This window comes from Citrobacter amalonaticus (assembly GCF_002918555.1).
GTDB classification, from domain to species: domain Bacteria; phylum Pseudomonadota; class Gammaproteobacteria; order Enterobacterales; family Enterobacteriaceae; genus Citrobacter_C; species Citrobacter_C amalonaticus_A.
Genome location: NZ_PQMB01000003.1, coordinates 747,330 through 762,145, shown reverse-complemented (window position 1 = coordinate 762,145; position 14,816 = coordinate 747,330). Strand labels below are relative to the sequence as shown.

The following is a 14,816-nucleotide window of genomic DNA, read 5'->3' as shown; positions in this document are numbered from 1 at the left end:
GACATTGTAGTTGAAGCAATTGTAGACGATAAATACAACATATTGGGTCGGAGTGCATTTTAAGTTCTATATGTAGTGATTTGCATCAAGGATGTTTGCGATTTTATTGACGTAGCGCAAAGTAAAACCTGGAGTGTACAGATGGCGGGCATTATAGCCATTGTAAATTGTTCTTAGAAAATTCCGATTAATTATTCAACAAAAACAGTAGGGTAAAGCCGGGCAACGCTTTCGTTGCCCGACTGTGGCTGAATCAGCAGAATTGAGAGATTAAACAGCAGGTTTTTGCAGCCACCAGATGGCTTCGAAAGGCCTTAACGTCATCGCGGCGGGAACCTGAGCGACCTCATCGTAGTTGTTCATTATCACCTGCCAGCGTCCGGGGAGCGGCTTTGGCTGCCAGGACTGGAAGTCACGACTCAGGTTGGCAATCACCAGCAGGGTTTGCCCCTGCCATTCGCGGCGATAGCACCACAAATGTGGGCTGTCCGGCAACAGATCCTGATAATCCCCCCAGGTTAACACCGGCTCAGATTTGCGCAGGGCGATCAGCTTCTGATAGGCGTAAAACACCGACGAATGGTCCGCCAGCGCTGCCGCCACGTTAATGTCTGCGTAATTATCGCAAAGGTTGATCCACGGTTCGCCCTGGGTGAAGCCTGCGTGTTCGCTCTTGTCCCACTGCATTGGCGTGCGGCTGTTATCGCGAGACTTACTGGCGAGAATGGCAAGCAGTTCATCGGCGTTGCGTCCCTGGCTGCTCAACTCTGCGAACATGTTGTGGCTTTCCACGTCGCGGTAATCGGTGATCTGGCGGAAATGCGGGTTGGTCATACCAATCTCTTCCCCCTGAAAAATATAAGGGGTGCCCTGCATACCGTGCAGCACCATCGCCAGCATTTTTGCTGCCGGAACGCGAAATTCACCTTCGTCGCCAAAACGCGAAACAATGCGCGGCTGATCGTGGTTACACCAGAATAGCGCATTCCATGCGACATTGTGCATACCCTGTTGCCAGTGGCGGAAAAGCGTTTTCAACGCGACATAGTCGGGTTTTGCCTGCGTCCACTTTTCGCCATCAGGATAATCGACCTTCAGATGGTGAAAGTTGAAGGTCATCGAAAGCTCGCCGCCATCCAGGGCGGCATAGCGCTGGCAGTGCGCCAGGCTGGTGGATGACATCTCGCCAACCGTCATCAGCTGATGTGGAGTGAAAACATCGCGGTTCATCTCGTGCAAAAACTCATGCGCGCGCGGCCCGTCGGTATAAAAGCAACGTCCATCACCCTCGGGGTCATTCGGAAATGACCGATCTTTGGAGATCAGATTCACCACGTCCAGACGCAGACCGTCCACGCCGCGACTGGCCCAGAATTCGCAAACTTTTTTCAGCTCGGCGCGCACTTGCGGATTTTCCCAGTTCAGATCGGCCTGCTCCGGGGCGAAAAGATGCAGATAGTACTGTTCGCTTTCAGCGTGCCAGCGCCAGGCGTTACCGCCAAATTTTGAGCGCCAGTTGTTAGGCGGCGTTTCCGGCGTGCCGTCGCGCCAGATATAAAACTGACGGTACGGACTCTCTTTATTCAGCGCCTCGCGAAACCAGGCGTGCTGCGTTGAGGTGTGGTTGAACACCATATCCAGAATGATGCGGATACCGCGCGCTTTTGCTTCGGATACCAGCGCGTCAAAATCATCCAGCGTGCCATAGGCCGGGTCGATGGCGGTGTAGTTCGCCACGTCATAACCATTATCAACCTGCGGGGAAATATAGAACGGGGTCAGCCAGATGGCGTCCACTCCGAGCTTCTGCAAATAGTCGAGACGCTGTGTGACGCCGCGCAGATCGCCGGTTCCGCTGCCGGTCGTGTCCTGAAAACTCTTAGGGTAGATCTGATAAATAACGCCGTTTTGCCACCAGTGAGGAAGGGTGTTCATTATGGGTTCCTGCGTATGCAATGGGGCGCAACTGCGCCCCGAAGAAGACTAAACAATATGCAGCGTGCCCTGACGGTGCTTACGCTGCCAGACAATGGAGGTCAGTACGACAGGGATGACAATCGCGATAACCATCGCCATGCCATACACCTGCCAGTAGCTCGGCTGAATAGAAAGGATGCCCGGCAGCCCGCCGACGCCAATCCCGTTGGCCATGACGCCGTTCAGGCCGCACAGTAAACCGGCAAGGCCGGAACCGACCATCGCGCACAGCATCGGGAAGCGATATTTCAGGTTGATGCCGTACATCGCCGGTTCCGTTACGCCAAGATAGGCGGAGATTGCCGCCGGAACAGAAATTTCGCGCTCGTTTTGTTTGCGACTTGAGATAATGACGCCGACCACCGCGGAGGCCTGAGCGATATTCGACAGCGCAATGAGCGGCCATACCGGTGTGCCGCCCATGCTCTGGATCATCTGCATGTCGATGGCAAGCGTGGTCTGATGTACGCCGGTGATCACCAGCGGAGCATAGAGGAAACCGAACAGCGCCGCGCCAATCGGGGCAAAGCTTCCGGTCAGCAGGTGGCGCACGGCAAAGGCCACGCCATCGCCAATCAGACGACCAAAGGGACCGATAAAGGCGTGGGCAAGGAACACGGCGATAATCAGCGAGAACACCGGCACCACGACCAGATAGAGGTAATCGGGAACGATGCGTTTCAGGCGTGTTTCAATAAAACCGAGCGCCAGACCGGCCATCAGCGCCGGGATGACCTGTGCCTGATAACCCACCTTCGCGATGCTGAACATACCGAAGTCCCACACTTCCGGAAGCTGCTGACCCAGCAGATAAGCGTTCATCAGCTGTGGTGAAACCAGCGTCACGCCCAGCACAATGCCGAGGATTGGCGTACCGCCTACCTTCTTCACCGCAGACCAGCAGATCCCGACGGGCAAATAGAAGAAGATCGCTTCGCCGATCAGCCACAGGAAGTCATAGACGGTGTTCAGCGACGGATACATCTGCGCCAGCGTCTGACCATTACTCATTGGCAGATCGCCGATCACGTTGCGGAAGCCCAAAATCAAACCGCCGCTGATCAGCGCGGGTAATAGCGGGAAGAAGATCTCCGCAAAGTGGGAAATCAGCTGTTCATGCCACTTCATATTCTGCCGTGCGGCTCTTTTGGCCTGCTCTTTATCGGCGCTGGACTGTCCGGTGGTGGCCAGAAGCGCTTTATAGTAATCACCAACATCGGTGCCGATTACCACCTGGAACTGCCCGGCGTTGGTGAAGCACCCCTTGACCATTGGCAACTCTTCAATCTCTTTTGGTTTGGCGTTGGCTGGCTGGTTTAGCACAAAGCGAAGGCGAGTAATGCAGTGGCTCACCGTGGCGATGTTTTCGCGTCCGCCGACCAGTTCTATCAACCGGTCGATATCTGCTTGTTTTACTTTGCTCATCATAAAGCCCCGTGATATACCCGCCGCCTTTCAATCCGTACTGGCACCGTGTTACAGCCTGAAAGCCCTTGGGTATGGATGACATGTTTTGTTAGCGCAGAGAGTATATCTTCGACGAATATTAAAAAATGGGAACGTTCCCGAAACGCAGCGAAGATCACAAATTATCGTTCAGTAAACGATCAGGAGAGGGTTGAAGGAATCACGATCTGCCGGGGCTTGCTGCGCCCGTTAATCTGTTCGATCAGCTGGAAAGCCGCCTGACGACCGGCTTCGGCGTAGCCCGGATCAACGGTGACAATCTCAGGATGAAGAAATTTCATCAGCGGAGTGTTGCCGACGCTCGCCAGTTGCAGGGTGTTAATACGCTGCTCCTGCAGGTATTTGCAGGCCCCGAGTGCGAGGGTATCCGTGGCGCACAGCAGTGCGGTGGTTTCCGGGGCGATCACGCTGGCCACATGATCGTAACCTTGCTTCATGGCGAGGCCGGGCAGGGCCGCGACGGGATGCAGCTTATGGGTTTTACAAAAGGCCAGATAGGCCTCATGGCGACGTTTACCGGTGGTGACGTCGCTGTGGGGGACGCCGAGAAAGCTGATATTGCGATGGCCTTGATCGTACAGGCGCTGCATCAGCGTTTTAATCGCGCCGTCATCGTCATAGCAGACGGAAGCAAATCCGCTGGCATCTCGCGCCAGCAGAACCAGCGAATTCTGCCAGGGGATGAGCTCTTCTTCACGAAGACCGGTGAAACCGAACAGCACCACGCCGTCGATATTACGCCGTCTTAACATGCCAAGGTGCTCTTCCACCAGATCCGGTGAAAACTGGCTCTCCATCATGATGGGATCGTAACCCTGCTCATAGAGCACAGGCAGCATGGTCTGAACGGCAAGGTTTTCAGAAAGCGAGTCCAGACGGGTGACGATAATGGCGACCACTTTATCACTCTGACCACGCATCGCACGGGCAGAACGGGAAGGTGAAAAACCATGCTGATTCATTACCGCTTCCACGCGTTCTCGGGTACGTTCGCTCACGCCGCTTTCATTGTTGAGTACGCGGGAAACGGTTGATTTCCCCACGCCGCTTAAGCGGGCGATGTCTTTAATGGTCAGCCGATTTTGCATCCTGTTTTCCCACGGTAAGCATCAAATGATGTCAAAGAGAGTAACTTTATTCATCCAGAACGCAATGGGCAAAGTTTGGTTTATATACTCGTCATACTTCAGGGGGCGGATGTGTCGGCTCTGTTACCCGACCCATCCCTGCGGGGCCAGCGCAAACGCTGTTCAAAACGACTACGCCGTTTTGTCCCGCAGCCCGAATTTTTCAGAGTTTATGCTTCCTCTGTTAACTGACTTTTTAATGAATGTTCTTGTGTATACGTTAGGTTTAATAACACAGCGTTATTATACATTTTATCCTTCAGGCTGCCTCTGCGCTGGCTGCATGATTCGCCCCATCCCGCTTTGATGCAGCTTGAATGATTTTCTGTATATCTCGCCATAATAGCCACAAAATTTAGGGTTTTCCGGCTATTCTGCGCGACGTAAATCATTCACTTACCGGAGGCTCTATGGATCCCGATCCCACTCCTCTCCCCCGACGGAACCGCATCTTTTACCGGTAAGCCTGCTTAGTCTGTCTTACCGGTGATGTAAGACAGCGACGTTCTTAAGTCTCTGTCATGAAATTTTAATTACCCGCCAGGTAAGGTTGTTTCATGCCTGGATAAATATTCTGTGCCGACGTTTTCGGTACGGAGGAACTGTGTATGCTGAAAGATATCACCCGCCAACTGTTTGCCCGGCTGAACCGCCATTTACCTTATCGCCTTGTGCATCGCGATCCGCTGCCCGGCAGCCAGAGCATCGCCAGCAAGCCGATCCCACCTTCTATGAGCGAACAGTGCCTGAAAATGGCGCTGATGACCGAGGAACAGCTCTGGCAAACCTTTGACGCGCATCCGGAAGGGCTGGACGCCGCCGGGGTTGCAGCCGCGCGCGCGAAGCACGGCGAGAACAAGCTGCCAGCCCAGCAGCCGTCGCCGTGGTGGGTGCATCTGTGGAGTTGCTATCGTAATCCGTTCAACATCCTGCTCACCATCCTGGGCGCGATCTCCTATGCCACGGAAGATCTGTTTGCCGCAGGCGTCATTGCCCTTATGGTGGCGATCTCCACGCTGCTCAACTTTGTTCAGGAAGCGCGCTCCACCAAAGCGGCGGATGCGCTGAAGGCAATGGTCAGCAATACCGCCACGGTGCTACGCGTGGTAAACGAGAAGGGAGAAAACGACTGGGTTGAACTGCCGATCGACCAACTGGTACCGGGCGATATTATCAAGCTGGCGGCGGGGGATATGATCCCGGCGGATCTGCGCGTCATACAGGCGCGCGATCTGTTTGTTGCGCAGGCCTCCTTAACCGGTGAGTCGTTGCCGGTTGAGAAGGTGGCAACCACGCGTGACCCGCAGCAGAGCAATCCGCTGGAGTGCGACACGCTGTGCTTTATGGGGACTAACGTGGTGAGCGGCACGGCGCAGGCGATGGTTATTGCCACCGGGGCGAATACCTGGTTTGGGCAACTGGCTGGTCGCGTGAGCGAGCAGGAGAGCGAGCAGAATGCGTTTCAGAAAGGGATCAGCCGCGTCAGTATGCTGCTGATCCGCTTTATGCTGGTGATGGCGCCTGTGGTGCTGGTGATTAATGGCTATACCAAAGGCGACTGGTGGGAAGCCGCGCTGTTTGCTCTCTCCGTGGCGGTGGGCCTGACGCCGGAAATGCTGCCGATGATCGTCACCTCCACGCTGGCGCGCGGGGCGGTGAAGCTGTCAAAGCAAAAGGTTATCGTCAAACACCTCGACGCCATCCAGAACTTTGGCGCGATGGATATCCTCTGCACCGATAAGACCGGAACGCTGACTCAGGACAAAATTGTGCTGGAGAATCATACCGATATTTCCGGTAAGCCCAGTGAGCGCGTGCTGCATTCCGCCTGGCTGAACAGCCACTATCAGACCGGATTGAAAAACCTGCTGGATACGGCGGTACTGGAAGGTGTCGATGAAGCATCGGCCCGTCAACTCTCTACCCGCTGGCAGAAAATTGATGAAATCCCGTTTGATTTTGAGCGGCGTCGGATGTCCGTGGTGGTGGCAGAGGAGCGTAATGTCCATCAGCTGGTGTGCAAAGGGGCGTTGCAGGAGATCCTCAACGTTTGCACCCAGGTGCGCCATAACGGTGAGATTGTCCCGTTAGACGACAACATGCTGCGCCGGGTGAAACGGGTGACCGACACGCTGAACCGGCAGGGGCTGCGCGTGGTGGCGGTGGCGACCAAATATCTGCCTGCCCGCGAAGGGGATTACCAGCGTATTGATGAGTCTGATTTGATCCTCGAAGGCTACATTGCTTTCCTCGATCCGCCGAAAGAGACGACCGCCCCGGCCCTGAAGGCGCTGAAAGCCAGCGGGATTACCGTCAAAATTCTCACCGGCGACAGCGAGCTGGTGGCAGCGAAAGTCTGTTACGAGGTGGGGCTGGATGCGGGGGATGTGGTGGTTGGCAGCGATATCGAAGCGTTAAGCGATGATGATCTGGCCCGGCTTGCACAACGAACCACGCTGTTTGCCCGCCTGACCCCGATGCACAAAGAGCGCATCGTGACGCTGCTCAAGCGTGAAGGGCATGTGGTTGGCTTTATGGGAGATGGCATCAACGATGCGCCTGCGCTGCGGGCGGCGGATATCGGTATCTCTGTTGATGGAGCCGTCGATATCGCTCGTGAGGCGGCCGATATTATCCTGCTGGAAAAAAGCCTGATGGTGCTGGAAGAGGGGGTTATCGAGGGGCGTCGTACCTTCTCCAACATGCTGAAATACATCAAAATGACGGCCAGTTCTAACTTTGGTAATGTCTTCAGCGTGCTGGTGGCGAGCGCCTTTTTGCCCTTTCTGCCGATGCTGCCGCTGCACCTGTTGATTCAGAATCTGCTGTACGATGTATCCCAGGTGGCGATCCCGTTTGATAACGTCGATGACGAGCAGATCCAGAAACCGCAGCGCTGGAATCCGGCAGATCTGGGGCGTTTTATGATCTTCTTCGGACCGATCAGCTCGATTTTCGACATTCTGACCTTCTGCCTGATGTGGTGGGTATTCCACGCCAATACGCCGGAATCGCAAACGCTGTTCCAGTCGGGATGGTTTGTGGTGGGCCTACTGTCGCAAACGCTGATTGTCCATATGATCCGCACCCGTCGCGTGCCGTTTATTCAGAGCCGTGCCGCGTGGCCGCTGATGCTGATGACGCTGGTGGTGATGGTAGTGGGAATCGCGCTACCTTTTTCGCCGCTGGCAAGCTATTTGCAGCTGCAGGCGCTGCCGTTGAGCTACTTCCCGTGGTTGATTGCCATTCTTGCTGGCTACATGACATTAACGCAGCTGGTAAAAGGTTTTTATAGCCGTCGCTACGGCTGGCAATAAGCACAAAATATCGGCTGCGTTGGCCCCTTATTAAACCAACGCAGCCGTAACCTGACGCAGGAGGAATATTGGTATCGCCAGATGATTCGCGCCGCAGAAAATTTATGCGTATTATTATTTCTTTTAAATAATATTTGTTGCGATAAATGTGAATAATAAGTGAATATATTCATATGGAGTATTTATTTTTCATATTCATATAATAAAAATTATAATTTATAAGATATGCCTTGGTCTCTCCCCGCCATTCAGCCCGCTAAAATGGCGCGTATTAAAAAATTTACAGACAAATCCATGTTTGTAACATGTTGTATTTTATCCGTTTTTAATGGGTGTTTTGTTCTGTTTTTTATCCGCGCTCATAAAAAACAATGCGTTACGGTATGTATTCATCGTGGTGATTCGTTGTCAGCAAATATGTCTTTCGATATACTCCGTTTTTATATAATTTTATTTTTATGGCGTCGCTGTCTCACGGATTCGGAGAATCTGTGACGGTGTGGTTATGTCGTTTTATTTCGCTCACATCAGAGAGTCACATTATGCAAAGGAAAGCTATCTCATTTTGTATTGCCCTGGCATTAAGCGGTAATACATTTGCCGCCGAACTTAATGACAATGAAGACAAAAAAAAGCAGTGTCCTGCTAATATCAGCAGCCTTTCTCAGACTGAACTTGCCAGACTGTCGCCAGAGTGTCAGAAAGCCACGGAAAGCGTTTTAGAGCAGAACCTGGCGTGGGCGGTGGGCGGTATCGCTGCCGTGGCCGCCACGNCGGATTCGGAGAATCTGTGACGGTGTGGTTATGTCGTTTTATTTCGCTCACATCAGAGAGTCACATTATGCAAAGGAAAGCTATCTCATTTTGTATTGCCCTGGCATTAAGCGGTAATACATTTGCCGCCGAACTTAATGACAATGAAGACAAAAAAAAGCAGTGTCCTGCTAATATCAGCAGCCTTTCTCAGACTGAACTTGCCAGACTGTCGCCAGAGTGTCAGAAAGCCACGGAAAGCGTTTTAGAGCAGAACCTGGCRTGGGCGGTGGGCGGTATCGCTGCCGTGGCCGCCACGGTCGGCATCGCGCTTAACAGCGACAGCAATGATAACAATTCGCACAACAAGCCCCCGGTAGATCCGGTTGACCCTGTAGACCCCGTGGATCCGGTAGACCCGGTAACGCCTGTCGATCCGGTGGACCCCGTCGATCCGGTAACGCCYGTAGACCCCGTTATACCTGACACCTCCACCTCCGTTTACGAYAATGGCGTCACCCTTGACCGGGGCGCAAAAACCCTGACCTTTGCCTCGCTGGTCGTGAACGGCGTCACCTATACCAATACCACCTTCGCCATTACAAAACAGGGCGACGGCTACCTGCTGACCGCCCCGGACGGGAAAACCCTGACCGTGACCGGCCTGAAAGAGGCCAACAATACCCTGGTGATGCAGGGCAGTTACGGYGCTGACAACCTGTTCTGGTCGTACAACAGCGCAGGGGCGTTTACCCWGGCAAGCCCGGACACGAAGGTTATCAGCGGCGACGGGCAGCAGAAAACCGTTGATGGCAACTCCTCTGCGGGGGCGGCGGGTGAAACCGGCACGATTATCAGCGGCGACAAAAACAAAATTGATGTACCGGGCGATAACAGCGCCACCGGTGGCGGTACCGCCACCAAAGTGGACGGCGACGGCAACGAGATCGCTAACTCCGGCGCTACCAGCGCCACGGGCGAAGGCTCAACCGGCGTGGACGTGACCGGTGATAAAAACAAAATCAGCAACGAAGGCGACAGCAGCGCGACTGCTGGCGGCACCGCCACCAAAGTCACGGGCGACGGGAACGAGATCGACAGCACCGGCAGCACCAGCGCAGCAGGAGAAGGCTCAACCGGCGTGGACGTGACCGGTGATAAAAACAAAATCAATAACGAAGGTGCCAGCAGCGCCACCGACGGCGCTACCGGTACGAAGGTGGCGGGTAACGGCAACGAGATCGACAACACCGGCAGCACCAGCGCAGCAGGGGCAGGCTCCACCGGCGTGGATGTCACCGGTGATAAAAACAAAATCAATAACGAAGGTGAGAGTTCGATAACCGGCGGTGCTACGGGAACAAACGTCAGCGGTGACAGTAACACTGTAAATCAAGACGGTAAAATGGTTGTGGGCGAGTTATCCACCGGTCTGAAAGTGACGGGGCGAGGCAACATCGTCAACCTTACGTCTGACGAAATTACAATTACCGGTAAACAGGCAACTGGAGTCATAGTTGCTGGTGATGACAACGAGGTCACGCTGACAGGCGCGATGAATGTTAACACCTCTGCAACAGGTCTGGATGTTTCTGGCACATCGGCGGATGTTAAATTATCCGGTACAGTGAATGTTGTCGCTAATACTGAGGATTCACTCAGTGGGCCATTACGCTTTGCAGACGGTCTGGGCTATCGCGGCGTTGTCGTCTCGTCGCAAAATGACTCTGCACAAAATGCCACCAACATTCTGGTTGATGGCTCTATCAACGTGAAGGATAACCGCACCGACCCGATGGCGTATCCGAATTCTCCTGCCGATCCGGTGCCGTTTGGCCGTGATATGACCGGTCTGGATGTATCTGGAGCCTTTAATAACGTGACGGTGACCGGATCAATTTCTCTCGATGCAACGCCTTATCACACTGAATTGATTAATAACGGCACAATTAAAGGCGCGACTAACACTTATCAGGACCATGTGAAAGGGCTGAATGTTAGCGGAACCAACAATACGGTGGTGGTCAAAGATGGTATCAATCTTAACAGTGCCACAGAAACATCCGACTGGGTCATTGCGCCGGATATGGTCGGTATTGTGGCAATGGGTGCCGGAAACCAGGTTACTGTTCAGGGGGCATCAAGCTTAACGAGTAGAAGTGCAGGTGATGGTTACATGCAATTTGCTGACGTATCTGGCGGCAGTTCGTTGATATTAGATAGTGGGGCGACGCTGGATATCCTTTCTGAAAATAACGCTAATAGCGCGGCTATTTTTGGTCAGTCCGTTTCGGTTACGGATGCCCAAAGTAAATTTATTAACAAAGGTAACGTCAAGTTCACCGCCACAGGCGGGGCTTCCACCACTGTTGTTTATAATGGTAACGGCGCTATAACTGAGAACCGTGGTTCCATGACGCTGGACACAACACCGTTAAGTTTGCCGTCAGGGGTGGGGTATACATTTGTCGCTTTAGCAGGTGAGGATAATGATACTCAACTCATCAATACTGGTGAGATTAATGTCATCAACGATAAGAAAGCTGATAAGAAAGCAAATGGTAATACGAGTGATTTTAATCCTACTGGGCCACAGAGTTTCGTAGCAGGGATGTCAGTAAGATCAGGTGCAAAAGCATCTAATAGTGGAACAATAACCGCGACGGGAGGGAATACCTGGGCAATAAGCGCGAGGCCAAATAGCATCGCGACTAACGAAACCGACGGTAAGATTGTTCACAATGCAAACTCTGCGACGCAAGACTTAACGCTTCAGTGTAGCATTGACAAAGCGTGTCTTTCTGCTATTGGTGGCGGCATGATTGCTGCAGGAGTCGAGGGAGTCGCGACGAATAACGGCACCATTACCGTCAACGATTCTGGCGTGGGGATGTATGCCCTTGATGGCGGCTCTGTGATCAATAAAGGCACCATCAACCTTGAGAGTACAAACGGAACAACACCTGCAGCGGATACGCAATTAATTGGCATGGCCGTGACTGGCGGTAGTTCCGCCATTAACGACACCACCGGTGTGATTAATATCAATGCTGAGAACGGTCAGGCGTTTTATTCCGACGGTAATGTCAATAACCGCATTATCAACCGTGGGCAGATTAATCTGGGCACTGGCGTACCGGAAACAGCGGATAACAGCGCTGACCTTGAGACACTGGAGCTGACTGATGGCGCCGACCTGGGCGGTACCACGCTGGCTAATAGTTCGATTGTTGCATCAGGCTCAACAGTTAAAAATACCGGCACGGTTGATGGCACCTCAACGTTGACAGTCGAGGGCATCTATAACAACCAGACCGGCGCAGCGACCAGCGCACCTGTGACCGTTAACGCCAGCGGTGTGGTGAATAACAACGGCATCCTCAACGGCGGAAAATACAACGCCCCGACCCTGAAGGTCACATCGGGCACCCTGAATAACACTGGCGCCATCAACGGGCTGGTGAAGACCTCCGGCAGCGCTAAAGTCAAAAACAGCGGCATGATGAATCAGGGCTTTGATATTTCCGGCACCACCTCGCTGGTGAACAGCGGCACTGTCGCCAATGGTCCGACAGGTTCCGGTGGTGATACAACGCTGATGTACCTGCGTGACTCGTCGGTATTTACCAACGACACTGCCGGGACGGTAACGTTGAATACCGTCAGCAACGCCATGTACCTGGCTGGCAAGAGTACTTTTGTCAACAAAGGCAGCGTAGAGATGAGCCAGGCTTCCAACGGCGGTGCCATCAACCTGAACTCTGGCGGCGGCGTGGTGATTAACCAGGGAACAATGACCGGCAATGGTGCCACCATGGTGAATGTCCGCTCTGGCGGAACCGCCTCTGCCACGACCGGCTGGATATGGAACCAGACCGGCGGCGTGATGGACTTTACCGCGGGTACCGGCAACAACGCGGTGGCCATTAATACCACAGGCAGCAGCGGCATCAAATCACTGAACGACGGCACCATTAATCTCCACGGCAACGGCGCCATCGGGATGAAGGGCAGTAACACCAGCCAACTGGTCAACAATGGCANCCTGCGTGACTCGTCGGTATTTACCAACGACACTGCCGGGACGGTAACGTTGAATACCGTCAGCAACGCCATGTACCTGGCTGGCAAGAGTACTTTTGTCAACAAAGGCCGTAGAGATGAGCCAGGCTTCCAACGGCGGTGCCATCAACCTGAACTCTGGCGGCGGCGTGGTGATTAACCAGGGAACAATGACCGGCAATGGTGCCACCATGGTGAATGTCCGCTCTGGCGGAACCGCCTCTGCCACGACCGGCTGGATATGGAACCAGACCGGCGGCGTGATGGACTTTACCGCGGGTACCGGCAACAACGCGGTGGCCATTAATACCACAGGCAGCAGCGGCATCAAATCACTGAACGACGGCACCATTAATCTCCACGGCAACGGCGCCATCGGGATGAAGGGCAGTAACACCAGCCAACTGGTCAACAATGGCACCATCAACCTGGGGACTGAAGAGACGGTTGACGTTAACAGCGGCATGATTGCCATGCAGCTGGATGCGAAAGCCACGGCTGATGCGGTGATTGAGAACAACGGCGCGATTAATATCTACGCCAAAGACTCTTACGCCTTCAGCCGTCTGGGGGCTAACGGTCGCATCATCAACAACGGCACGGTGCTGCTGGAAGGCACCGGCAGCGCCCTGGTGAAAGAGTCCGGCGTGACGGTGGAAGGTAGCGGCACCGGCGGCAACGGCACGGAAATCCATGCGGCTTCCTGGACCCTGCCGGTTGACCCGACGGCCCCGGTGCAGAGTAAAGGCCTGCGCTCCAGCGTCAGCCAGTACACCATCGGCACCAGCGCCAGCGGCACCGCCGGTACGCTGACCGCCGACTATGTTGACCTGGGCGATGTGGACGTGGATACCGGCTTCACCGCAGGTACGGCTGCCACCACCCAAACCTTCGACAACGTGTTTGTCGGTAAAGATATTCAGGGCGAGCAGAACATCAAATCCACCAGCGTGGTGTGGAGCGCGCAGGGTCAGAAAGACGCTAACGGCAACGTGGACGTCACCATGACCAAAAACGCCTACACTGACGTGGTGACCGACAGCAGCGTCAGCGGTGTTGCCGGTGCGCTGGATGCCGCGTACACCAGTAACGAGCTGTTCAGCAGCCTGAACCTGAAAACCGCCGCGGAACTGAACAGCGCGATGAAGCAGATTTCCGGCAGCAAAGCCGGCACCGTGTTCCGCGATGCCCGCGTGCTGAGCAACCGCTTTAATATGCTGGCGGATGCGGCCCCGGTTAACGGCAACGGCCTGGCGTTTAACGTGGTGGCGAAGGGCGACCAGCGTGCTGAGCTGAGCAACGAGACGAAATACGACATGATGGCGCTGCGCCAGAGCCTGAGCTTTGGCGACAACCAGACGCTGGCGATGGAGTACGGTATCGCGCGTCTGGACGGTAACGGCAGCGCGACGGCGGGTGATAACGGGGTGACCGGCGGCTACAGCCAGTTCTTCGGGCTGAAGCACAGTATGCCGCTGGGTGAAAACGGTCTGAGCTGGAACAACGCCCTGCGTTATGACGTGCATAACCTCGACAGCAACCGCTCAGTGGAGTACGGCGACGTCAGCAAAACGGCGAAGGCGGACAGCCGTCAGCAGTACCTGGAGTTCCGTACCGAAGGGGCGAAAACCTTCACCGTGCAGGACGGTTTCACGGTAACGCCGTTTGCCGGACTGAAAATGCGTCACACCACGGAAGAGGGGTACCGCGAGAGCGGGGCAGGTGATTTCAACCTGAGCATGAGCAGCAGTACGGAAACGGCGGTGGATTCGGTGGTGGGTCTGAAGCTGAACTACGCCGGGAAAGACGGCTGGGCGGCGACGGCATCTCTGGAAGGCGGGCCGAACCTGAGCTACGCGAAGGGCAGCCGCACGGCGTCCCTGCAGGGTGCAGCGGGTCAGCGTTTCGGCGTTGACGACGGTCAGAAAGGCGGCAGCGTGAACGGCATGGCGCAGGCCGGGGTGAGCTACAGTTCAGACAACACCCGGATGGGGGTGGATGCGTACAGCTGGAAAGAAGACGGCATCAGCGACAAGGGCTTTATGCTGAACGTTAAACACCATTTCTGATAACAGCCAGAGTGGGTAAAAGCAGAACCGCCGGAGTGATTTCC

6 protein-coding genes and 1 pseudogene are annotated in these 14,816 nt (G+C 54.5%); 4 read left to right on the top strand and 3 right to left on the bottom strand.

All coding sequences use genetic code 11. The annotated features are described in order from the left end of the window. Positions 1-270 precede the first annotated feature (270 nt). The 3 genes from treC to treR all read right to left on the bottom strand — a co-directional run bounded on the left by treC (position 271) and on the right by treR (position 4,532). Complete coding sequence (treC, locus tag C3432_RS16365; RefSeq protein WP_103777609.1) at positions 271-1,935, bottom strand: alpha,alpha-phosphotrehalase; 1,665 nt, start codon at positions 1,933-1,935, stop codon at positions 271-273. A gap of 48 nt (positions 1,936-1,983) precedes the next feature. Then, complete coding sequence (gene treB, locus C3432_RS16360; protein WP_103777608.1) at positions 1,984-3,402, bottom strand: PTS trehalose transporter subunit IIBC; 1,419 nt, start codon at positions 3,400-3,402, stop codon at positions 1,984-1,986. Between the two features lie 182 nt (positions 3,403-3,584). Beyond that, a complete protein-coding gene (treR, locus tag C3432_RS16355) occupies positions 3,585-4,532 on the bottom strand; it encodes a trehalose operon repressor TreR (RefSeq protein WP_103777607.1) in 948 nt (315 codons plus the stop codon). Between the two features lie 449 nt (positions 4,533-4,981). On the opposite strand from treR, the gene mgtL reads away from it, so the two are divergent. The 4 genes and pseudogenes from mgtL to C3432_RS16330 all read left to right on the top strand — a co-directional run. Further along, on the top strand, positions 4,982-5,035 hold the full coding sequence (mgtL, locus tag C3432_RS28380; protein WP_146050960.1) for a mgtA regulatory leader peptide MgtL: 54 nt from the start codon (positions 4,982-4,984) through the stop codon (positions 5,033-5,035). Between the two features lie 144 nt (positions 5,036-5,179). Further along, positions 5,180-7,888 carry a magnesium-translocating P-type ATPase gene (mgtA, locus tag C3432_RS16345; protein WP_103777605.1) on the top strand — a complete coding sequence of 903 codons (2,709 nt, stop codon included), beginning with the start codon at positions 5,180-5,182 and terminating at the stop codon, positions 7,886-7,888. A gap of 841 nt (positions 7,889-8,729) precedes the next feature. Further along, positions 8,730-12,863 carry a BigA/YdbA N-terminal beta-barrel domain-containing protein gene (locus C3432_RS28555; RefSeq protein WP_103777603.1) on the top strand — a complete coding sequence of 1,378 codons (4,134 nt, stop codon included), beginning with the start codon at positions 8,730-8,732 and terminating at the stop codon, positions 12,861-12,863. Further along, positions 12,814-14,772, top strand: a pseudogene (locus C3432_RS16330) (autotransporter domain-containing protein); the annotation flags it as partial. The gene C3432_RS28555 and the pseudogene C3432_RS16330, both read left to right, overlap by 50 nt. Positions 14,773-14,816: the final 44 nt, after the last annotated feature.